At 61.0% G+C, this 22,614-nt stretch carries 20 protein-coding genes and 1 pseudogene; 7 read left to right on the forward strand and 14 right to left on the reverse strand.

Going from position 1 to position 22,614, the window contains the following annotated elements; translation table 11 throughout:
• Positions 1-95 precede the first annotated feature (95 nt).
• Positions 96-908 (forward strand): alpha/beta fold hydrolase, encoded by an 813-nt coding sequence (locus tag ACVWXD_RS15915; RefSeq protein WP_032889223.1) that lies wholly within the window; start codon positions 96-98, stop codon positions 906-908.
• A 36-nt stretch (positions 909-944) separates the two neighbouring features.
• Here the strand turns inward: ACVWXD_RS15915 and ACVWXD_RS15920 are convergent, their stop codons facing one another.
• From ACVWXD_RS15920 to ACVWXD_RS15935, 4 genes and pseudogenes are all read right to left on the reverse strand, one after another.
• On the reverse strand, positions 945-1,826 hold the full coding sequence (locus tag ACVWXD_RS15920; RefSeq protein ID WP_457371596.1) for a methyl-accepting chemotaxis protein: 882 nt from the start codon (positions 1,824-1,826) through the stop codon (positions 945-947).
• Positions 1,803-2,912: pseudogene (locus ACVWXD_RS15925) on the reverse strand (HAMP domain-containing protein); the annotation flags it as partial. The gene ACVWXD_RS15920 and the pseudogene ACVWXD_RS15925, both read right to left, overlap by 24 nt.
• Before the next feature lie 115 nt (positions 2,913-3,027).
• Entirely contained in the window at positions 3,028-4,440 is a 1,413-nt protein-coding gene (locus ACVWXD_RS15930) for an aminotransferase-like domain-containing protein (protein ID WP_401383945.1), read from the reverse strand.
• Positions 4,441-4,642: 202 nt separating this feature from the next.
• Positions 4,643-5,404, reverse strand: a complete 762-nt coding sequence (locus ACVWXD_RS15935; protein ID WP_122680085.1) for an SDR family oxidoreductase — start codon at positions 5,402-5,404, stop codon at positions 4,643-4,645.
• 228 nt (positions 5,405-5,632) lie between these two features.
• Between ACVWXD_RS15935 and ACVWXD_RS15940 the strand changes: the two genes are divergently transcribed.
• Complete coding sequence (locus ACVWXD_RS15940) at positions 5,633-6,640, forward strand: NADP-dependent oxidoreductase (RefSeq protein WP_095184270.1); 1,008 nt, start codon at positions 5,633-5,635, stop codon at positions 6,638-6,640.
• A gap of 59 nt (positions 6,641-6,699) precedes the next feature.
• Here the strand turns inward: ACVWXD_RS15940 and pyrF are convergent, their stop codons facing one another.
• Complete coding sequence (pyrF, locus tag ACVWXD_RS15945) at positions 6,700-7,398, reverse strand: orotidine-5'-phosphate decarboxylase (RefSeq protein WP_401383938.1); 699 nt, start codon at positions 7,396-7,398, stop codon at positions 6,700-6,702.
• A gap of 259 nt (positions 7,399-7,657) precedes the next feature.
• On the opposite strand from pyrF, the gene ACVWXD_RS15950 reads away from it, so the two are divergent.
• Together ACVWXD_RS15950 and ACVWXD_RS15955 are read left to right on the forward strand one after the other, a co-directional pair.
• A complete protein-coding gene (locus ACVWXD_RS15950; protein ID WP_122752773.1) occupies positions 7,658-8,422 on the forward strand; it encodes a response regulator in 765 nt (254 codons plus the stop codon).
• Positions 8,422-9,459, forward strand: coding sequence for a sensor histidine kinase (locus ACVWXD_RS15955; protein WP_095184269.1), 1,038 nt, complete (start codon positions 8,422-8,424; stop codon positions 9,457-9,459). Before ACVWXD_RS15950 ends, ACVWXD_RS15955 begins: the two co-directional genes overlap by 1 nt.
• Here ACVWXD_RS15955 and ACVWXD_RS15960 read toward each other — a convergent pair.
• The 9 genes from ACVWXD_RS15960 to ACVWXD_RS16000 form a co-directional block, all read right to left on the reverse strand.
• A complete protein-coding gene (locus ACVWXD_RS15960; RefSeq protein WP_032889210.1) occupies positions 9,456-10,517 on the reverse strand; it encodes an AI-2E family transporter in 1,062 nt (353 codons plus the stop codon). The two genes, ACVWXD_RS15955 and ACVWXD_RS15960, sit on opposite strands and share 4 nt — an antisense overlap.
• Positions 10,518-10,588: 71 nt before the next feature.
• Positions 10,589-11,407, reverse strand: coding sequence for a DUF4892 domain-containing protein (locus ACVWXD_RS15965; protein ID WP_032889207.1), 819 nt, complete (start codon positions 11,405-11,407; stop codon positions 10,589-10,591).
• 102 nt (positions 11,408-11,509) lie between these two features.
• Positions 11,510-12,364, reverse strand: coding sequence for an alpha/beta hydrolase (locus tag ACVWXD_RS15970; RefSeq protein WP_032889206.1), 855 nt, complete (start codon positions 12,362-12,364; stop codon positions 11,510-11,512).
• Positions 12,361-13,164: an alpha/beta fold hydrolase gene (locus ACVWXD_RS15975; RefSeq protein WP_032889203.1), complete on the reverse strand. Its 804-nt coding sequence runs from the start codon at positions 13,162-13,164 to the stop codon at positions 12,361-12,363. Before ACVWXD_RS15975 ends, ACVWXD_RS15970 begins: the two co-directional genes overlap by 4 nt.
• A gap of 98 nt (positions 13,165-13,262) precedes the next feature.
• On the reverse strand, positions 13,263-13,706 hold the full coding sequence (locus ACVWXD_RS15980) for a hotdog fold thioesterase (protein ID WP_032889200.1): 444 nt from the start codon (positions 13,704-13,706) through the stop codon (positions 13,263-13,265).
• Between the two features lie 30 nt (positions 13,707-13,736).
• Entirely contained in the window at positions 13,737-15,386 is a 1,650-nt protein-coding gene (locus ACVWXD_RS15985; protein ID WP_457371180.1) for an AMP-binding protein, read from the reverse strand.
• 85 nt (positions 15,387-15,471) lie between these two features.
• The gene (sixA, locus tag ACVWXD_RS15990; RefSeq protein WP_181643584.1) at positions 15,472-15,921 is read right to left on the reverse strand and encodes a phosphohistidine phosphatase SixA; all 450 of its coding nucleotides are present in this window, start codon (positions 15,919-15,921) and stop codon (positions 15,472-15,474) included.
• Entirely contained in the window at positions 15,918-16,265 is a 348-nt protein-coding gene (locus ACVWXD_RS15995; protein WP_029292722.1) for a DUF4389 domain-containing protein, read from the reverse strand. The genes sixA and ACVWXD_RS15995 overlap by 4 nt, the downstream gene beginning before the upstream one ends.
• Before the next feature lie 10 nt (positions 16,266-16,275).
• Complete coding sequence (locus tag ACVWXD_RS16000) at positions 16,276-17,301, reverse strand: NAD(P)H-dependent glycerol-3-phosphate dehydrogenase (protein WP_032889192.1); 1,026 nt, start codon at positions 17,299-17,301, stop codon at positions 16,276-16,278.
• 195 nt (positions 17,302-17,496) lie between these two features.
• On the opposite strand from ACVWXD_RS16000, the gene ACVWXD_RS16005 reads away from it, so the two are divergent.
• The 3 genes from ACVWXD_RS16005 to ACVWXD_RS16015 are packed head-to-tail and all read left to right on the forward strand — an operon-like array spanning position 17,497 to position 22,446.
• Positions 17,497-19,617, forward strand: a complete 2,121-nt coding sequence (locus tag ACVWXD_RS16005; protein ID WP_181643583.1) for a TonB-dependent receptor plug domain-containing protein — start codon at positions 17,497-17,499, stop codon at positions 19,615-19,617.
• A gap of 1 nt (position 19,618) precedes the next feature.
• On the forward strand, positions 19,619-20,548 hold the full coding sequence (locus ACVWXD_RS16010) for an ABC transporter substrate-binding protein (protein WP_122680090.1): 930 nt from the start codon (positions 19,619-19,621) through the stop codon (positions 20,546-20,548).
• Positions 20,545-22,446, forward strand: a complete 1,902-nt coding sequence (locus tag ACVWXD_RS16015; RefSeq protein ID WP_181643582.1) for an ATP-binding protein — start codon at positions 20,545-20,547, stop codon at positions 22,444-22,446. The genes ACVWXD_RS16010 and ACVWXD_RS16015 overlap by 4 nt, the downstream gene beginning before the upstream one ends.
• Positions 22,447-22,614 lie beyond the last annotated feature (168 nt).

The following is a 22,614-nucleotide window of genomic DNA, read 5'->3' on the forward strand; positions in this document are numbered from 1 at the left end:
CGCAAAATAATAGGTGCCATCATCCTGGCACCTATCCTCCGCCCCCCGACTAGCGTAAAAAAGTGCGCCTCACTCCGTGAAGTCAGAGGCCTGCTATGCCTATCGCCGTCATTGATGGACAACCCCTGCACTACCTCGACCAAGGCACCGGCCCGGCCGTGCTGCTGGGCTCCAGCTACCTGTGGAACCGCGACATGTGGGCACCGCAGATCGACGCCCTGTCGCAACAGTACCGTGTGATCGTGCCCGAGCTATGGGGCCACGGTGAATCGGGCCAACTGCCCACGCAAACGCGCTCCCTCGACGACCTCGCACGCCAGACCTTGGCCCTGCTGGATCACTTGGCTATCACGCAGATCAACCTGGTGGGCCTCTCGGTCGGCGGTATGTGGGGCGCGCGCCTGGCGTTGCAGGCCCCAGAACGCATCAACAGCCTAATACTGATGGACACCTACCTCGGCGCCGAGCCCGAGGCCACGCGCCAGTATTACTTCTCGCTGTTCAAGATGATTGAAGACGCCGGCGCCATTCCCGAGCCGTTGCTGGATGTGATCGCACCGATCTTCTTCCGCCCGGACATCGACCGCGAATCAGCGCTGTACCAGGACTTTCGCACGTCACTGCGGGCCTTTTCCCGAGAGCGCCTGCTGCAGAGCGTCGTGCCCTTGGGCCAGTTGATCTTCAGCCGCGACGACGTGCTGGAGCAACTACCGCGCCTGGACGCCGATACCACTTTGGTGATGTGCGGCGAGCAGGACAAACCTCGTCCACCCGTCGAATCCAAGGAAATGGCCGAACTGATTGGCTGCGCACTGACGTTGATTCCAGACGCAGGGCATATCTCCAGCCGGGAGAACCCGGACTTCGTCAACGAAGCGCTGCTGACCTTTCTCGCAAACCACGCTTGATCGCCCTCCCCTTTGATTGCAGCCTCGGTGCTGCGATCAAAGGCGGAAATGCCCCACCATCCCCTTGAGCTCCGCCCCCAACTGCGCCAGCTGGATACTCGACGCCGCATTGCCCTGCATGCTCAACGCCGATTGATCGGCACTCGCACGAATACTGGTGACGCTACGGTTGATCTCTTCAGCCACCGAGCTTTGTTCCTCGGCGGCAGCGGCGATCTGCTGGTTCATCTGCTGGATCAACGACACCGCCACTGCGATGCTGCCCAGGGCGCTCTCGGTTTCCAGGGCATCGCTGACCGCCAGTTTGACCAGCTCACCGCTTTGCTGGATCTGCTGCACCGATGATTGCGCCGCGCTGCGCAAGGTGCTGACCAACCGCTCGATTTCTTCGGTCGATTGCTGGGTACGCTTGGCCAGCGCCCGCACTTCATCGGCCACTACCGCAAAGCCACGGCCCTGCTCACCCGCACGGGCAGCCTCGATGGCCGCGTTCAGGGCCAGCAAGTTGGTCTGCTCCGCCACGCTTTTGATCACGCCCAACACAGTCCCAATGTTCTGGATTTCGGCACTGAGGCTCTCGATGCTCGCACTGGCACTGTTACTGGAAGTGGCCAGCAACTCGATGCGCTGCAAACTCTGGCGCACCACTTGCTGACCGCTGTCGACCTTGTCATCCGCGGTCTGCGCGGCTTGCGCGGCCTCTTCAGCGTTGCGCGCCACATCGTGCACCGTGGCGGTCATCTGGTTCATAGCAGTGGCCACCTGCTCGGTTTCCTCCTTCTGGCTGCTGACCTCGACATTGGTTTGCTCGGTCACTCTGGAGAGCGACTGCGCCGAGCTGGCCAATTGCTCGATACCGGCCTGCAGGCCGCTGACCATCTGGCTCAGGCCGTTGCCCATCTGTTGCATCGCCTGCATCAACTGGCCGATTTCATCACGACGACTGACCTCCATACGCCCGCTCAAATCCCCGGCGGCAATCTGCTGCGCCACCGCGATCACACTGCGCAGCGGCGCGACGATCAAACGGGTAATCACCCACGCTGCAATCAGCCCCACCAGCAAAGCCAGGGCCGACGAGACGATGATCAACATCGCGTTTTTTTTCAGTTGTGCCTGCATCGACAGGTCTTCGGCGTCATAGGCCTGGTTGACCCGGCTGACCACTAGGGCCGCCCGGTCATGCAGTTGTTTGTAGACCACTTTTTCCTGGGCCAACAGGCCGGTGTATTCACCCAGCTTCTCGCTGAACGCGGCAATGTGCCCGGAAACTTCATTGAGCACCGTCTGATAACCGGAGTCCTTGACCGACTTCTTCAGTTGCTCGACTTGAGCAAGAGCCTGGTCAGCCTGCTCGATCTTGCCTTGCTCGGCATCCTCAGCATCCACTTTGCGGCTCTGGTCCAAGCGTACGTGGGCTTCGTTCATGGCCTGCAACATCAAGCGCGACACCTGACTGACCTGACCAGCCTGCTCGATAAACTCGGCGCCCTCCTTGCCCTGGCTTTCCTTGAGGCCATAAGCCCCGTCGTCCGCCAGGCCGGCCTGCAACACGTCCAGGTTGTTCGCCACGCTGGACACTGACCAAGTGGCCATTTCCAGCGCCAGATCCTTGGTCTGGGTCAGCTCGACAAACTCATCGAACGCCTGGCGGTAGGCGACCAGGGCCTGCTCGACGTCAGTCATCACCGGCACATTCGCCGCAGACTGTGCCTTGAGGGCGGCGGCCTGGGCCGCCAAGGCGTCAACGCTTTCATGCAGGGCGTCGACAGCCTTGGGGTCGGCGTGCAGCGCGTAGTCCTGCTCGATCAGGCGTACCTTGAGCAAGCCGCTGTTGAGCGAAGACATGGCCTTGAGCCCCTCGAAACGCTGGCCAACGGTCTGCAGGGACCACACGCCGATAGCTGCTACCAAAGCCGTCAACAGCAGCACCAGCATGAAGCCCAAACCCAGTTTTTTCGCCATACCGAGGTTGGCGAAACGTCGTTGCACGCCTGAAATCATTGCACTTGAATCCTCTTGCAATGGCAGATGCCATCAAGCCCGATTGACATCCAGCGAGATTCGCAACCACAAGGCACTAAGCACAAGACGTTGGCGCCACAATAATGGCAAAAAGCTACACGCTCGTCGTTTTCAGAATGGTCGAGGTCGATCTGGTAGGCCCCATGGCACGGAACAATGCCAAAGCCCGTGGATCAGTTGCATAGGCCACATTGATGCGCAGCCAATCACAGGGCTCCGCCGTTGGGCTGAACAACGCCCCGGGAGGCAACAACACTCCCAGACGTCGGGCACACCTCTGCAGCAGCGAAGGTTGCGCCTCCCCCGGCCGCGCCCACAGGAACATGCCTCCGGCAGGCACCGCGAACACCTCCCACTCCTCGTCTTCCAGCACTTGCAGGGTGGCTCTCATTTCAGTGCCCAGTCGCTTGCGCAGGCGCTGTACCCATTTACGATAGGTGCCATTGGCCAATAGCGTAGCAACCACTGCCTCGGCAAACCGCGAGGTGCCGAATCCGGTCAAGGTCTTGAGGCTGGCCAGTTGCGTGATGATCGCCGAACTGGCAGTGAGATACCCCACGCGCAACGCACTGCTCAAGGTCTTGGAGAAACTCGCGACATAGATCACCCGGTCATCATGGGGCAATGCCGCGAGCCGTATGCAACTGGCATGTTGCAGGTCGCCGTAGACGTCTTCTTCAATGATCAGGAAGTTTTCGCGGTGCGCCAGTTCCAGCAAACGCTCGGCCACCTCGCGGCACAGACTCGTCCCGGTGGGGTTGTGATAAAGGCTGTGGATGAACAGGCATTTTGGCCGATGGTCTTGTAGTAACGCTTCCAGGGCCAGGAGGTCGGGGCCGCCTTCGGTACGCGGCACCTCCAGCAGTTGCACACCCTGGAACGCCAATTGTTGATAGAGGTTGCCGTACCCCGGGGTTTCGACCACCACGCAATCGCCGGCCTTGAGCAGCGTGCGTATCAGCAGGTCCTGGGCATGGCCAGCGCCCGCGGTAGTGAGGATGCAGTCCACGCTGGAGGGGATATGAATCTGAGTCAGGCGCTTGGCCAGTTGTTCGCGCAACGCGGGTAAACCTAAGGGCGTGCTGTAGTTGAACAGTGCTGCAGTGTCGGTGCGGGTAACTTCACGGATTGCGTAACTGATGTCATCGCTTTCGCGCCAGGCATCTGGCAACCAGCCGCAGCCCAGTTTCAACTCGCCCAGCGGATTATCGGCAAAGGCCCCCCATTCGCGCTCCGCCCCTTCATACCAATTGCCTTCGTGGGAGACGGCTGGCTGGGCCACTACAAATCCCGAGCCTTGCCGGGGGGCCAGCACTCCCTGGGCGACCATCCGTTCGAATGCTTCGATCACGCTAGATTGGCTGAGCAGATTATCCCGAGCCAGTTGGCGGATGGAGGGCAAGCGTGTGCCGGGGCTTACCTCGTCCTTGCGAATCCATTGCGCCACTGCACTGACAATTTGCTGCACCACCGGTACAAGGGCTTGTCGATCAATCCTTAAATCCATGAGCCACTCACTTCAACTGTCTGTTATCAACCCGAAGAGTTAAGCACAGAAGCCGTTGACTGCCGGTCACACAAATTTATTAAAGTATTGATTTAATTGAATTATTTACCTACTGACACATATTCGGTCGCGGCGTTTTGCCAGCTCTGGAAAAGCCCCACATCCCCCCAAGACGTTTTCGAATAGAGGGCGACGCGAGGTCCTAGATCGCCGTCGCGCCACCGTCCACCGCCAAGGCGTGCCCGGTGGTGAATGCGGCGCCATCGCTGCATAGGTAAAGCACGGCGCTGGCGATTTCTTCTACTTTGCCGATACGCCCAACCGGGTGCATGGCGGCGGCGAATTCAGCCTTGCGGGGGTCGGCCTCATAGGCACGGCGGAACATATCGGTGTCGATCACCGCCGGGCAAACGGCGTTAACGCGAATTTTCTTCTTCGCGTACTCAATGGCCGCCGATTTGGTCAGGCCGATCACTGCATGCTTGGAGGCCGCGTAGATGCTCATCTTCGGCGCCGCCCCCAGGCCTGCGACCGACGCGGTGTTGACAATGGCCCCGCCGCCTTGGGCCAGCAACAGTGGCAATTGGTACTTCATGCACAGCCACACGCCTTTGACGTTGACGCCCATGATGGCGTCGAACTCATCCAGGCTGCCGTCCGCCAGCTTGCCCTTCTCAATCTCGATGCCGGCGTTATTAAAGGCGTAGTCCAAGCGGCCATAAGCGCCGATGGTCTGCGCCATCAATTGCTGCACATCCGCCTCCTGTGTGACGTTGCAGCGCACAAACAACGCCTCGCCACCGGACTGATGGATCAGCGCGACAGTGCCCTCGCCGCCCTCCACATCCAGGTCGGCAACCACGACCTTCAAACCTTCGGCGGCGAACGCCAGCGCGGTGGCGCGGCCAATACCGGCGGCGGCGCCGGTCACCAGGGCGACTTGGCCGGAAAACGTCATGCTCATGGGGGAATGTCCTATGGGAGAAATAGCCGTGGGCCGAGTCTAGCCAACACTGACACTGGCGCGTCAGCACTATCAAACGCCCGGTTAGGGCTGCATGAGTACCAGTGATAAGGACACCCTGCGCACTATCAACGCAGCCTATCGACCAGCATTCGCGCCTTCAGCCGGCCTTGCCCCCAACCCTCTCAAGGTCTATCACTCATGCTCCACTTCTTAAGAGTCCCTGCCATGACTGCCCAGACCAACCGCCAATTCCTGCTCGCCAAACGCCCGGTCGGCGCGGCGACGCGGGAAACCTTCACGTACCAGGAAGTACCGGTGGGTACACCCCAGGACGGGCAAGTGCTGGTACGCAATGAATACTTGTCCCTCGACCCGGCCATGCGTGGATGGATGAATGAAGGCAAGTCCTACATTCCGCCCGTCGGTATCGGCGAAGTGATGCGCGCGCTCGGCGTGGGCAAGGTGATTGCCTCGAACAACCCGAAATTCGCGGTCGGCGACTACGTGAATGGTGCCTTGGGCGTGCAGGATTATTTCCTCGGCGAGCCGCGCGGCTTCTACACCGTCGACCCAAAGCTCGCCCCTCTGCCCCGCTACCTTTCTGCACTGGGCATGACCGGCATGACCGCCTACTTCGCGCTCCTGGACACCGGCGCACCCAAGGAAGGTGAAACCGTGGTCATTTCCGGTGCAGCCGGCGCCGTGGGCAGTATTGCCGGGCAGATCGCCAAGCTGAAAGGTTGCCGCGTGGTCGGCATCGCCGGTGGCGCTGACAAGTGCAAGTTTCTGGTAGACGAATTGGGCTTTGATGCAGCCATCGACTACAAGAACGAAGACGTACCCGCCGCCCTCAAGCGCGAATGCCCGAAGGGCGTGGATGTGTATTTCGATAACGTCGGCGGCGACATTCTTGACGCAGTACTTAGCCGCCTGGCGCTGAAGGCGCGGGTGGTGATTTGCGGCGCCATCAGCCAGTACAACAATAAGGAAGCTGTGAAAGGCCCGGCCAACTACCTGTCGCTGCTGGTCAATCGCGCGCGGATGGAAGGCTTTGTGGTGATGGATCACGCGGCGAATTTTGCCGCCGCCGGGCAGGAAATGGCCGGCTGGATGGCGCAGGGCAAGCTCAAGAGCAAAGAGGATATTGTCGAGGGCCTGGAGACGTTCCCGGAGACGTTGATGAAGTTATTCAACGGCGAGAACTTTGGGAAATTGGTGCTTAAGGTCAGCTGACACACTGCATAGCAAATGTGAGAAGGGGCTCGCTGCAGCAAGCCCCTTCCCCATTCGGATCAGGCGATCTCGGCAACGACCGCCGCCAACGCCTTGGCCGGATCCGCCGCTTGGCTGATCGGGCGACCGATCACCAGGTAGTCAGAACCTGCATCGAGTGCCTGACGCGGGGTCAGGATACGGCGCTGGTCATCCTGGGCGCTGCCCGCCGGGCGGATCCCCGGGGTCACCAATTGCAACGACGGATGGGCGGTCTTCAAGGCCTGGGCTTCCAGCGCCGAGCACACCAAGCCATCAAGGCCGGCTTTCTGGGCCAGGGCTGCCAGGCGCAGTACCTGCTCCTGAGGCTCGATGTCCAGGCCGATACCGGCCAGGTCTTCGCGCTCCATGCTGGTCAGCACGGTCACACCGATCAGCAGGGGTTTAGGGCCGCTGCGCTGTTCCAGCACTTCGCGGCAGGCGGTCATCATGCGCAGGCCGCCGGAGCAGTGCACGTTGACCATCCACACGCCCATTTCGGCGGCGGCCTTGACCGCCATGGCGGTGGTATTCGGGATATCGTGGAATTTCAGATCGAGGAACACTGCGAAGCCTTTGTCACGCAGGGTGCCGACGATTTCTGCGGCACAGCTGGTGAACAGTTCCTTGCCGACCTTGACCCTGCAAAGCTTGGGGTCCAACTGGTCAGCCAGCTTCAGTGCGGCGTCACGGGTGGGGTAATCCAGGGCGACGATGATAGGAGTCTGGCAGACGGACATTGGAATGGGCTCTCAGGCAAGTCGAAATCGGCGCGGATTGTAGCGCAAGCAGCGGCGTTGCGGGATCCGATGATCGGTAAATACTGACCAACCGGCATTTGGCGGGCCTTTCGGGAAAATATTTCAAAGCTGATACATTCACGACATGCCCCCAACACGCCCCACCGCTAGCCTCGCCCGCACGACCCAACGACCAGCACTTCCAGCCATGGGGCTGGGCGCCTATGCTGACCGCAACAACCAGGCAGATGATCGCACTATGCATACCCCTTTTGTCCCAGTGAACGACGAACAAAAAGGCGCGGTGACCGCCGATGACAAGCGCTGGAATACCCGCGCGCTGATCGTCGACGACGATGTGCCGATTCGCGAACTGCTGATCGACTACCTGGCACGCTTCAATATCCTCGCCACCGGCGTCACCGACGGCGCCGCGATGCGCCTGGCCATGCAAGCCGAAACCTTTGACGTGGTGGTGCTCGACCTGATGCTGCCAGGCGAGGACGGCCTTTCGCTGTGCCGCTGGCTGCGCTCGGAGTCGGATATACCGATCCTGATGCTTACCGCCCGCTGCGAACCCACCGACCGCATCATCGGTCTGGAACTGGGCGCCGACGACTACATGTCCAAGCCTTTCGAACCGCGCGAACTGGTGGCACGTATCCAGACTATCCTGCGCCGAGTGCGTGATGACCGCACCGAACAGCGCGCCAATATCCGTTTCGACAACTGGCGCCTCAATAGCGTGTTGCGCCAACTGGTGGCGGACGATGGCCTCGTGGTGCCGCTGTCCAATGCCGAGTTTCGTCTGTTGTGGGTGTTTATCGAGCGCCCGCGGCGGGTGTTGAGCCGTGAGCAATTGCTGGATGCCGCTCGTGGGCGATCCATCGAAGCGTTTGATCGCAGCATCGACTTGCTGGTGTCGCGCCTGCGTCAGAAACTGGGGGATGACCCCAAGGCACCACAGTTGATCAAAACTGTGCGGGGCGAAGGCTACCTGTTTGACGCGCGGGATATCGGTTGATGCGTGCCGCCTTCAATACGCTGTTTGGTCGGCTGTTCGGCGTGTTGCTGGTGGCGATTGTGCTGGCCCATGTGCTGGCGATCTGTTGGTTTCGTTATTACGGTCCTCCCCCGCCACCGCCTCAGGAAGCCTTTGTCGAACAGCCTGATGGCACTATGACGCAACGGCATAAGGAACATCGCCGCCCGTGGTTTGGCGGCCCGCTGGTCCCGCTGACGTTCCAGTTCATCTGCCTGATCATTGCCGCCTGGTATGGCGCCAAGCTGCTGAGCCGGCCGATCCAGCGTCTGAGCGAAGCGGCCGAGCGCCTGAGCCTGGACCTCGACAGCCCGCCGCTGGATGAGTCCGGTCCGCAGGAAGCGCGCAAAGCAGCATCGACCTTCAACCTGATGCAACGGCGTATCCGCGAACAGGTCAGCCAACGCGCACGTATGCTCGGCGCCGTCTCACATGACCTGCGCACTCCGCTGTCACGCCTCAAGCTACGCCTGGAACAGATCGACGACACGAAGTTGCAGGGCCAGATGCGCCAGGATCTGGACGACATGATCAACATGCTCGACGCCACCCTGAGCTACCTGCATGAACAACGCACCAGCGAAACACGGCATTGGTTGGATGTGCAGGCGTTGGTGGAATCACTGAGTGAAAACGCCCAGGACCAGGGCTCCGATGTGCAATTCGCCGGCACTTGCGTTCCGTTGCAGGTGCAACCGATGGCCCTGCGCTCCTGCTTGAACAACCTGATCGACAATGCCTTGCGCTATGCCGGCACGGTGCGTGTTGAACTTGAAGACAGCCGCGAAGCCCTGATCATCCGCGTGATCGACCACGGCCCTGGGATTGCCGCCGATATGCGCGAGGCGGTGTTTGAGCCCTTCTTCCGCCTGGAAGGTTCACGCAACCGCAATTCCGGTGGCGTAGGCCTGGGGATGACGATTTCCAAGGATGCCGCTGAGCGCCTCGGCGGCCGCCTGAGCCTGGAGGAGACCCCAGGCGGCGGTTTAACTGCAGTGATGTGGTTGCCTAGGGCTTAAAGAGGCTTGTCTTCGCGTCGCCCTTGAGCTTGTGTCGCGCTCCAATCCATCAACAGGCTGTAAGCCACGGCCAACAAGGTCGGGCCAATAAACAGGCCGATAAAACCAAATGCGATCAAGCCGCCGAACACCCCAAGCAAAACGATCACCAACGGCAGATTGCCGCCACGGCTGATCAGGTACGGCTTGAGCACGTTGTCCACGCCGCTGATGATGAACGTACCCCACACGCCCAGGAACACCGCATAGGTGTAATCGCCCTTCCATGCCAGCCACGCCGTGGCCGGGATCCACACCAGCGGCGGGCCCATGGGGATCAGGCTGAGCAGGAAGGTCACGATCCCCAGCACCAGGGCGCCCGGCACGCCGGCAATCCAGAAACCGATCAGCGCCAGCAATGCCTGGGCAGCAGCGGTGCCGATCACGCCGTTGACGACACGTTGAACAGTACCTGCAACCAGTTCGATGTAATAACCGGCGCGATCACCGATCAAGCGCTCCAACAGGCGATGCACGAACATCGCCAACCGTGGCCCATCGCGATAGAAAAAGAACACGAACACCAGGCTCAGTGTCAGCTCAAGGATACCGCCGCCGATCTGTGCACTGCGCGCCAGAAGCCAGTTCCCCACTTGGCCCAGGTACGGCTTGATGCTGACCATCAGCGCCGCACCCTGCTCGTCAATGCTGTTCCACATCCCAACCAATCGCTCACCCACAAAGGGAATTGAGCCCAGCCAGTTCGGTGCCTCGGGCAGCCCGTCTACCTGGATATCCTTGATCAACGCCACCGCATCGCGCACATGGTCCGCCAGGTTGAATCCCAGCCACACCAGCGGCACCGCCACCAACAGCATCCAGCCCAGCGTCAGGATGCCGGCAGCCAGGGATTCACGGCCACCCAACCAGCGCGTCAGCAGCACCATCAGTGGCCAACTGGCGAACGCCAGAACGGCGCCCCAGAACAGCGCCGACCAGAACGGCGCCATTACCCAGAAACTGGCACCAAAGAGCACCAGCAGCAGGATTTGCACCAGCAGGCGATCGTTATTGAGCATGGGGTATCTCGGAAAAAGGCTGTAGGAAGAAAGCTTAGGCGAACGGCGCGGGTCCGTTCGCCTTATATGGGTCAGCGTATCAGATGCAGGTGCAGACCTTTGGTTTCACCGGTTCCGGTTTCAAGGCGCGCAGCGCGCACGCCTTTTTCGACCAAAGCCTGGCGCCAGGCTTCGGCGTGGGTGCCGGTCAAGCTGACGCGCAGGGTGGTATCGAGGTTCAAGCCACGGGAGATGAGGGTCAACCAGGTGTCGTCAGGCTCGGCGCCCAGCGCTGGGAAATCCAGTTCGCCGGTGCTTTTCAATTCGCGCAAGAGGGTCGCGGAGGTGGGCAGCAGGTCACCCAGCGGTGCGCTGGCGTCCAGTTGTTCCACATGCAGATAGGCACGGCGGTTGCCTCGGGTGATGCCGTACAACGCCACCAAGGAATTGTCCTGCGGTGCGGCCAGACGCAACAGCAGGTATTCCTGCTGGCCATCGGCGCCGACCAGCTTGGCGTTGCCGAACACCTCATTGGCCCACAGGCTGCTCTCGCCGCAGTCGCGGGCCTTACACCAGAACAACAGCTGTGCACCCTTTGCCTGCAATGCTTCGCGGGTCGCGGTGAACGCGGCGCTGGAGCTGTGTTCAGCGGGCAGTTCATAGGTGATGGCTGTGGTTTGGCCCCGGGCGGTGGCCTGGCCTTCATAGCGCAGTTGGCCACTGATCTTGCGGATCGCACCCATGGGGTAGATGCGTTCTTTTTCTTCGGCGGGACGGTAATCGACAATTTGTGTGTCGACCTGTCGGGCCACGGTGGGCAGGTCCTGGCTGCCCGGCAGGTCGGCGGCGAATACCATTGGGCTGAGCAGGCTCAGCCCCAGGATACGGATACATCCGTTACGCACGCTCATAAGCTCAAAAAGCCCTGGCCATTGGAGGTCGTAGCGGTGTTGAAAACATTCATGGTTGACTCCCTTTCAATCTGCCCAGCCTCGGCAGTTGACCGCCCCAAGTCAAGGCGCGGAGAAGAACCGATTGAAACAGTCTGCAACAAGGACTGCGCCGGGCTCATCATTCAGGTGCAAATGATGGCCGCCTGGCAGCGTAGTTACCGCAAAGGGCAGCTGGGAAAGCAAGTCAGGATGTTTCGCCAACATACCGTCGGCGGCAACCACCAACTGCGTAGGGCAACCCACTCGCCGCACGAAGGCCATTGCCTGCTCATCGGTCAGACGCATCGGCGAAGCCAGGGTGAGGCGACTGTCCGTACGCCAGGTGTAACCACCCGGCACCGGCATCAAACCGCGCTGGGCCAGCAGCTCTGCGGCTTCACGGCTGACGGCGACCAAGCCTTTCATGCGCGCTTCGACCGCTAGATCCAGGGTGCTGTAGACCGGTTTGCGCTTGCCCTGCAGGTTCAATTGCGCCTGCAATGCCATGCCCAAACGCTCCGCAGCGTTCTCACCACTGGCGGTGGGTGGGATCACGCCGTCGATCAAACCCAAGTGCGTTACCCGCTCCGGCAACGCGCCGGCCAGTACCAGGGAAACGATGGCTCCCAGGGAGTGGCCAAGTAATGCAAAACGTTTCCAACCCAGTTGCTCGGCGACTTGCAGTACATCGTGGACGTAATCCCACAAGGCATATCCGGCACCCGTAGGACGATGCGCGGAATGCCCATGGCCCGCCATGTCCAGGGCCACGATACGCAACCCTGAAAGCTTGGGCGCCAGACGCGCAAAGCTGTTGGCATTGTCCAGCCAGCCATGTAGGGCAATCACTGGCAAGCCATCCTCGGGCCCAAATAGATGGGCCGCCAATTCGATATGGGGCAGGCTCAGGCGCACTTCTTCGACCGGCGTGCTCATGCGCAACTGCGCTCACGGGCTTCCCAGCGAGTGAACAGGGTTTTGATCAAGGTCGCGGTGTCCTGAGGGCGTTCGAGTGGGAACATATGGCCACCGGGCATGGTGAGCATTTCACCCATGGGCAGACGGTCGACCCCGCTGGCGTGGTGACGCATCACTACCCGGCTCTGGCGGCCACGCACCACTGCCAGCGGCACCTTCAGTTGGCGCACCTGGCCGGGGCTGGTGTGGGGTACGCCACGGTAGATGCTGATTTCGGTGGCTGGGTCGAAGCGCAGGCGCAGACGATCACCCGCCTGGTAAAGCCCGTGTTGCAAGTACGCGTCGAAACATTCCGGGTCGAAGCCACGGAACAGGGTCTTGCCAGCGAAGTAACTACGCGCGGCGTCGATGTCGCTGAATTCTTCACGACGGCCCAGCGTGCGGCCGGCCGGGGTCAGGCGATCGATAAAGCCGAAACGCTTGGCGGCGCGGATCACCCAGCGGTCAGCGCGGGTCAGCACTGGCGAATCGAGCATCACCACGCCGCGATAGAACTGTGGGCAACGCATGGCGGCGTGCAAATGCAACACACCGCCCAGAGAGTGGCCCACCCCCCATACCGGCTCCGGCTGCTGCTCCAGATGGTGGATCAACTCGTCCACCAGATTCTGCCAGTTATCGTCCACCGGGAACCTGGGGTCGTGACCGTGCTGCGGCAGGTGAGCCACTGCGTACTCCGGCGCCAAGGCGGCAAACAGCTTGCCGTAGGTGGCCGAAGGGAAGCCATTGGCGTGAGCAAAAAACACGTGCTGCGACATACCGGACCCATCTACAAAAACAGAAAATTGATTGTCACCATGCCTGGGCAGCACAGCAATGACTGTAACTGCCAGGAATGATGACACTCACGCCACGCCTATCGTGCCGGCGGGTTCTCGCCCAGCGGAACCACGGCCATGGTCAGACGTGAAACGCAGCTGGCCTTGCCATCTTCCGTGGTCAGGCGGATATCCCACACCTGGGTGGTGCGCCCGATATGGATCGCCCTGGCCACCGCAGTCACTCGCCCACTGCGCACGCCACGCAGGTGATTGGCGTTGACCTCCAGGCCCACGCAATAGAACTTGCTGGCGTCGACGCACAGGTAAGCCGCCATAGAGCCAACGCTTTCGGCCAGCACCACCGAAGCGCCGCCGTGCAGCAGGCCGTAAGGTTGATGGGTGCGGTGATCAACCACCATGCTGGCGGTCAGGGATTCGTCGTCGAAGCTTTCAAAGCGAATATCCAGCAGTTCACCGATGGTGTTTTTCTGGATGGCGTTGAGTTGTTCGATATTCGGTTGGGTACGCCACAGGCTCATGCGGTTGTCCTTGTTGGTTTTATGATGACCCTAATCCTGCCACACAACCGCCTCGGAACGCTCGCTCCAGTCCTGAAACTGTGGACCGTAAGTCGATTCGATCACGTTGCGCTTGATCTTCAAGGTCGGGGTCAGAAAGCCGTTCTCCACTACCCAGTTGTCCTTGACCACCACCAAACGGCGCAAACGCTCATGTTTATCCAGCGTCTGGTTGACCTGCTCCAGCCAGCGTTCGAGGCTGGCGCCAAGCGCTTGCCGGTCCTGGTCCTGCGCTGACAGCACACACAAACCGATTGGCGCGCCAAGGCCATCGCCCACCACGCAGACTTGTTCGATGCGCGCGTGCTCCGCCAGACGGTTCTCAATCGGCGCCGGAGCCACGTATTTGCCCTTGCTGGTCTTGAAGATTTCCTTGAGGCGTCCGGTCAAGCGCAGGCGACCCTCAGCGTCCTGCTCACCTTTATCGCCCGTGCGCAGGAAGCCGTCCCCAGTAAGGGTTTCAGCGGTTTTTCCAGGATCCTTGAAATAGCCGAGCATGGTCGCGCCGCTGCGCACCTGAACCTCACCCGACGCATCGATGCGCACTTCCACACCGGGGCACGGCAGGCCGATCCAGCCGATTGTCTGCTGACCAGGACGACACACATGGGAATAGCCGCAGCTCTCGGTCATGCCATACACCTCCAGCACATCCAGGCCCAGGCGTTGATACCATCGCAGCAACGCCTCGGGAACCGGCGCGGCACCGGACAACGCAATCCGCAGTGCATCCAATCCGAGGCCGGCGAGCACCTTGCGGCCTACGCGCTTGCCGATAAACGGCAGCCGCAGCAGGGTGCCCAGGCGCTTTTCAGGGATTTTGCTGTAAACACCCAGCTGGAATTTGGTCCAGATACGCGGCACACCAAACAGCGCTGTAGGCCTCGCCCTGCGCAAATCCGTCAGAAAGGTATCCAGGCTCTCGGCGAAAAATACCGTTTGCCCGGTGTAGATTGAGGCCATCTCTACAAACATCCGCTCAGCCACATGGCACAGCGGCAGGTACGACAGCAGCCGGTCGCCCTCCCCCAGGCCAAACAACTCAGTACCGTGTGTGGCGGCAAACCCCAGGGTGCCGAAGCTGTGCATCACGCCCTTGGGCAAGCCCGTGGTGCCAGACGTGTAGATGACAGTAGCCAGTTCAGAGGCAACGGGTGCGGGGCTGTCCTGGATCGGTGAGCAGGTTTGCAGGTCTGCCCACGTGAAGTCGAACGCGCCGGGTGGGCACAGCGGCAGGCTGATGGTCGAAACACCGTCCGGAACGCCGGGGGCCATGGCAGGCCAATCATCGAGCTTGCCGACAAACACCAGCGCCGCCTCGGAATGAGTGAGTACGTGACCAACGGAATCGGCGGTGAGATTGGGGTAAAGAGGGACCGAAACATGCCCCGCCATCCAGATTGCCAGATCGGCGATGATCCAGTGGGCGCAGTTTTTCGAGATCAGGGCAATGTGCGAGCCCTGAGGAAGCTCCCTGGCGCGCAGCCAGTGCGCAGCGCGACGAGCCTGTTGGCCAACCTCGCCCCAGGTGAGGGTCTGCACCTCGCCCCCGCCAACGGGTTGAACCAGATAAGCCTGGCGCGGGTGTCGCGCTTCACGTTCGAAGAAGAGCTGCAACGGCAAACGAACAGCGACGGGCATGGGACGCGCTCCTTTGTGGTCCGATCATAGCCAACCAAGCACTTGCTTGGTTGACTGTATAGCACACACAAAGCAGCGGTATTGCCTACGGGTTCTTCACACTTACCAGGCTCATCAGCCCGGCCAGTGGGAAGTCACCCTCCAATTCCGCCAGGCTGGCGGTGTACATCGGCTCTGGCTGGCGCTGATGGCCGTGCTGCAAAAAGCTGATCAAGCTGCCGACCAAGGGCTGATGACTAACCAGCAGCACATTGTCATCCGTGTCGAGCTTTTCCAGCACATGCAGTGGGTTGCCCTCCGGTGTCAGCCAAGGCACGGTGCGGACTTCTGGCTCGAACCCCAACACGTCGCGTACCAATTGAGCGGTTTGCTGCGCCCGCACATAGGGGCTGGCGATAATGGCGCTGAGCGGTTGGCCAATCAGATGCGCGGCACTGCGCAACACTTCGCCACGGCCATGCTCAGTAAGGTTACGTTCGGCGTCGGTGCGGGCCTGCCCTTCTGCCTCGCCGTGGCGCAAAATCCATAGTTTCACAGTTTCGGCTCTTCATCGCGCACAGGGTGCGGCGCCGGCGGTACGCTGTGGGCGGCTTCGCCCTCGGGCGCGCGCGGGGTTGGCCAGTCGGCGAACGGCCAAGGCTTCTGCTCGCTATGAAAGCTGCCGAAACGGCCGATCTGCGCCAGGAACTGGCTTAGGCTGTCGCCAAAATTCATCAGGCCCAGGTTCGGCGCGCCGTAGATCAGTCGATAGATCAGTTGCACCACGACCAACGCGCCGAGAATGAATTGCGCCACTTGCCACACCAGGGCAAACACCAGCATCCACAGGATGCGTAGGACAATGGATTCGTACTTGGGGGCTGCTTTCGGATCGTTCATGACGCGTTCCTCAGTTGAAACCACTGGTGGAAATAAAGTCGACATCGGTTTTCGGCTCGGCGCGCATCAGCAACTCGATAACCTGGTTCAAAGTGCGCCCTTCAAACAGGATCGCGTGCAACCCCGCGACCAGCGGCATGTACACGCCCACTTCCTGGGCCTTGGCTTTCAGTACCTTGAGGGTGTTGACGCCTTCGGCCACTTCCCCCAGACGCGTCACCGCGTCTTCGAGGCTCAGCCCTTGGCCTAGGGCGAAACCCACCTGGTAGTTGCGACTTTTCGGCGACGAACACGTAACGATCAGGTCGCCGACGCCTGCAAGGCCGAGGAATGTCATCGGGTTGGCGCCTTGGTTCACCGCAAAGCGCGTCATTTCCGCCAGTGCACGGGTGATCAGCATGCTCTTGGTGTTTTCGCCCATGCCCAGCGCCACTGCCATACCGGCGATGATGGCGTAGACGTTCTTGAGCGCACCGCCCAACTCAACGCCGAAACGATCACTACTGGCATACACGCGGAAAGTACGGCCATGCAGCACCGCCTGGACACGTTCGCACAGGGCTTCGTCTTCGCTGGCGACCACAGTGGCGGTCAGCGCGTGCTCGGCGACTTCCCGCGCGAGATTCGGCCCGGACAACACGCCAATACGTGCCTGGGGCGCGATTTCTTCAAGGATTTCGCTCATCAACTTGAAGGTTTGCGCCTCGATGCCCTTGGTCAGGCTGACCAGCATCTTGCCTGCCAGACGTTCGGCATGGGGCGCCAATACCGAGCGCAAGGCGCTGGAGGGCAGCGCGACAAAGCACAGATCGCAGTCCGTCAGGGTAGCCAACAGATCGGTGACCGGCTCGACCGCCGGATGAATCTTGATGCCTTTGAGGTAACGAGGGTTTTCCCGATGCACGCGGATGGCCTCGGCCTGCTCGGGATCGCGCATCCACTGACGCACCGCGTGACCGTTCTCGGCCAGCAGGTTAGCCACGGCGGTACCAAAACTCCCGCCTCCCAGGACCGCAATAGGGCGCTGCTCAGTCATATGCAATCCGTTAATCCATACCAGTGGCGATGGCGGCATTATACGGAGCGACCCGCTTGCGGCCAGCCCCCGTTTCAATTCGTGCGCCTGTGGGAAAATGCCCTACTCGTGTGACGTAATTGCAAAGGCACTGACTGGCAAATACCCCAGCCTCAGTTAACATGGGCGGCTATCCGTCATTATCAAGGCCGTGTCGTGTATTTGGGCCCTTCTTCCCATTCGTCTCTACTGCTATTGCTGTTGTGCAGTACATCAGTGCTGGCTGACGATCTGTTCCTCGACAGCCAGCCGCTGCCGCAGGTATTGACCGCCACACGCCTCAAGCAATCGGCCGCCGCCGTACCCGGCAGCATGACCGTGATCGATAGCGAGCTGATCAAAGCCAGCGGCGCACGGGACATCAGCGAACTGCTACGCCTGGTGCCGGGAATGATGGTCGGCTACACCACCGGCAACCAGGCTGCAGTGAACTACCACGGCACCAGTGCCAACGATGCGCGGCGCATGCAGGTGTTGATCGACGGGCGTTCGGTATACCGCGCCGGCCTCGCCACGGTGGACTGGAGCGATATTCCTGTGGCCATGGAGGATATCGAGCGTATCGAAGTCTTCCGCGGCCCCAACACCGTCAGCTACGGCGCCAATGCGTTGATGGCGGTGGTCAATATCCTTACGCGGTCACCGGCTAACAGCCACGGCTCACGGGTAAAGGTGATTCGGGGCGAACGTGGGATCAACGACTTCTATGCCAGCCAGGGCGTGGGCTGGGAAACCGGTGATTTGCGCCTGTCCCTGTCCGGGCAGCAGGACGATGGCTTCGACAGCGATGCCGCCGGTGCTGATCGCCGCGACAGTCGCCGCCTCAACCGCTTCAGCCTGGCAATGAGCCAGACGTTGAACGCGCAGCAGAGCATCGACTGGCAACTGGATGCCAAGGAAGGCACCAATCAGCGTCCGTATACCTACACCCCAGTATTTGCCGGGATTACCGAAGGCGGTAACAACTCCGACGTCGCGGCCAAGGACTACGCAGGCTCCCTGCGCTGGAACATCGACTTAAATCCCGAGCACAGCCTGTATATCCAAGGCTCGGCCCAGCAGTGGAATCGCCGGCAAATTTGGAAGGCCTGCGACGCCAAGGTCTCGTTCAGCCCCGAGCTGACCCAATTGTGGCAATTGAACCCGAATTACGCCGAACTGCTGGCCCGGCACATGGACACCTACAGCCAAGGCACCGCACCGCCGGGCAGTGCCGCCGAGCAAGCCCTGGCCAATCAGGTGCTGGACCAATGGCGGAACGGCGCGAACCAGAGCGTGTGCGGTGACATCGACCAGAGCACGCGCGAAAGCCGCTACGACCTGGAGATTCAAGACACCCTCAGCCTGTCCGACAGCCTGCGCCTGGTCAGCGGCATGAACTACCGCTACGACCGCGCCGACTCCGACACCTACTTCAACGGCACCCTGGACGACACCACCTGGCGCCTGTTCGGCCAGTTGGAATGGCGCGCCAGCGAGCATTGGCTGCTCCAAGGCGGCGCCATGTTCGAAGACACACAACTGAGTGGCCACTCACTCACGCCAAGAGTGGCGGTCAACTATTTGATCAACCCGCGCCACGGCCTGCGCGCGGTGTATTCCGAAGCCATCCGTTCACCGGACATGTTCGAGAACAACGTCAACTGGAGCTATCGCGTCACCAACCTCAGCTCCCCGGCCTACGGGCAGAGCTCCGGGCAGTACTTCGTGAAGACCCGGGGCCCGGGCAATTTGGACAAGGAACTGATGCGCTCGCGGGAACTGGGATACAACGGGTTCTTTGCCGATCTCGGGCTGACCATGGACGTGAAACTGTTCTATGACGAAATCACCGACATGATCAGCTCGCCCCTGCGCAACAACCAGTACATCGCCAGCAACGCCAACAGTTCGCGGTTTACCGGGGCCGAGTCGCAATTCGATTGGCGGGTGAGCAGCGCCGATCGCCTGCGGCTGACCTATGCTTACGTCGACGCCGCCACCAGCAACCCTCTGGACAAAGCCCAGACGGCGCGCAACAGTGGCTCCGCCGGCTGGTTGCGCGAATGGGGCCGCGGCTGGTCCAGCGCGCTGTTCTACTATGGCGATGACGCACTCAACCAATATCGCTTCGAACGGGTCGACCTGCGGGTGGCCAAGCGCATTGCCCTGGGCAACGCCAACGTGGAGCTGGCCGGCATGCTGCAAGAACGCCTCGATAACCAGCCCACCACTTGGGCCGACAACACTTACGACCATCGCCACGTCCTCTACTTCAGCGCGGAGCTAGAGTTCTGACATGGGCGACTCGTCACGGATGACCCGCTTCTTTATCTATAAGTGCTGCCGACGCGCCGTGCTGCTGGCCTGCCTGTTGCTGGCCGCACCGGCGTGGAGCGCCGAAATCCTGCTGACCGCAGACGAAGACGGTGCAGGCGTGCAAGCCTTTGCCCGGGCCCTGGCCCAGCAACGCCCCGAAGACCACGTTACTTTCACTCCTCTCAAGGACTTGCCCGCGCCCAGCCGCTTGCCCTCCAGTACGCGCTTGATCCTGCTGGACCTGCCTGGCCTGGACTGGCGTCTGCAGGACCTACAAGGCCCGCCGACCCTGGTGATGCGCATCAGTCGGCTACAAGCCCACCAACGTCCGGAGGCCTCGCGGCACGCGCGGATCAGCCTGTTGTGGAGCGACCCACCGCTGGAACGCCAACTGCGCCTGATCACCAGCATCCTGCCCCAGGCGCAGCGCATCGGTGTGCTCTACAGCACCGAGAGCGAATTCCTGCTGCCCGAGCTACGCCGCTATGCAGAGGCGCTGGAGCTGGCCATCGAACCTCAGCGCTGGGACAACACAAACGACAGCCGCCCACTGCAAAACCTGTTCAGGAGCAGCCACGTACTGCTGGGCCTCGACGACCCGCAACTGTACAACCCAAAGACCGTGAAAAACCTGCTGCTGAGCAGCTACGCCCAGCAATTACCGCTGGTGGGCCCGAATGCCGGGTTTGTGCGCGCCGGCAGCCTGGCCAGCACCTACAGCGACCAGACCGACTGGCTGGCGGTACTCGACCGCTTGCTGGACCAGCCGCCGGCCAGTTGGCCACGATCACTGTATCCAGAACATTTCAAAGTCTTGGGCAACCCGCAGGTCGCGCGCTCACTGGGCATTGAACAGGTGGACGAAGCCAGAGTCGCCGCCCGATTGGCAGAAGGAGAAAAACGCCCATGACCTTGCGTCGTCGTTGGGACATCAACACACGCACCCAGCTCATCACCCTGGGTCCGGCACTGTTGCTGACGTTGCTGCTGATCAGCTTTTTCACTTTCGTGCGTATCCAGGACCTGCGCCAGGAACTGGACCACACGGGCCAACTGATAGCCAACCAGCTCGCGCCCGCCACCGAATACGGCGTGATCTCAGGCAACAACGATGTGCTTGATAGCCTGCTGCGCGCGACATTGGCCACGCCCCATGTGCGCTTCCTGGAGATTCAGGACAGCAGCGAAAACATTCTGGTGTACGTCGAGCAGCCGTCGGAGAAACACGACCGCTCGCTGTCGGTGAAAATCTTCCAGGCGCCGATCCGCCTGCAACATATCCAGCTGGGCAACGACTTTTTCGAGGACAACCTCAACGAATCCAAGGCGCCGCGCGCGGATTACCTGGGACGGGTGATTGTCGGCATGTCCAATGACGCCTTCAGCCAGCGCCAACAGGAGATTCTGTTCAAGGCGGGCATCCTGGCGTTGTTCGCCCTGCTGTTTACCTTCCTGCTCGCCCGGCGCCTGGCCGCCAGCCTGTCGCAACCGATCAGCGCCATGGGCAATGCCGTCAAGGCGATCCAGCAAGGCGACTACAAGACGCCACTGCCGATTGTGGATGATTCAGAGCTGGGCGACCTTTCGAGGCACATCAACAATTTGGCCGAAGGCCTCAACCAGGCCAGTCGTGAACAGCAGCAGGCCATGGCGCAACTGATCCAGACCCGTGAAGAAGCCGAGCGTGCCAACAATGCGAAGTCAGACTTCCTGGCGATGATGAGCCACGAACTGCGCACGCCGATGAACGGCGTACTGGGCATGCTGCAACTGCTGGAAACCACCGAGATGACCGAGGAGCAGACTGAATACGCGGCGCTGGCCTCCGAGTCCACCGAGCATCTGCTCAAAGTGATCAACGATATCCTCGACTTCTCGCGCATCGAACGCGAGGCCCTGGAGCTGGAACATATTTCGTTCAACCTGGCCGACCTGATCAACAGTTGCGCCCAGGCCTTCCAGCACAGCGCGCAGCAGCGTGGGCTGGTGCTCAAGCTGCCGATCCCGCCGGGTATGGATGCACTCCGAGTGCGGGGGGATCCGACGCGGATCCGCCAGATTCTGGTGAACCTGATCGGCAATGCCTTGAAGTTCACCGAGCACGGCACCGTCAGCGTCGAACCCCATTGGCAAACCCTCGACCATGAGCTTGTGTGGTTCACCTGCACCGTGCGTGACAGTGGTATCGGAATTTCCACGGAACGCCTGGAATTGATGTTCGATGCGTTCCAGCAGGCCGACAGTTCCATTTCAAGACGTTACGGCGGCACCGGGCTGGGACTTCCCATCGCCCGCACCCTGGCCGAGCGCATGGGCGGCACCCTCCGCGCTCAGAGCGAAGAAGGCCGTGGCTCGGTGTTTACCCTGGAAATTCCACTGGCGCTGGATCAACAAAGCCTGCCCGCGGTGGCCCAGAATGCTGAGGGCAAGCACAGCGCTGGTGATGGCCGCCATGTGTTGCTGGTGGAGGACAATCCGGTCAACCGCACCGTGGTGGAAGCGATGCTGCGCAGCCTGGGGTTCGAAGTGAGCCTGGCCACTGACGGTGCCGAAGCGATCCGCAGTGCCGAGAGCCTAATTTTCACGGCGATCCTGATGGATTGCCGACTGCCGCTGATTGATGGCTACGAAGCCACCCGGCAGATTCGCCAATTGCCAGGGTGTGCCGACCTGCCAATCATCGCTCTCACCGCCAACGCCTTGCAGGGCGACCGCGAAGCCTGCCTGGCGGCGGGCATGAACGATTACCTGGCCAAGCCGTTCAAACGTACGGATTTACAGCAAATCCTGCAGCGTTGGGTGCAATAGCGGTGCGCCATCAACCAAGTCCGACTGGCGTGAAAGACGAAAGTGCGGCAGTCTTAGGCACCCGAACGGGCCCCTCAAACGGGCCCGGTTTAAAATTTCAGTGAACAAGTGTACATTCAGTGCCTAACGCTGTGACTTTCACTACAACGCAATAGTCTATGTGTAGGC

It is taken from the genome of Pseudomonas sp. TE3911, from assembly GCF_054062775.1.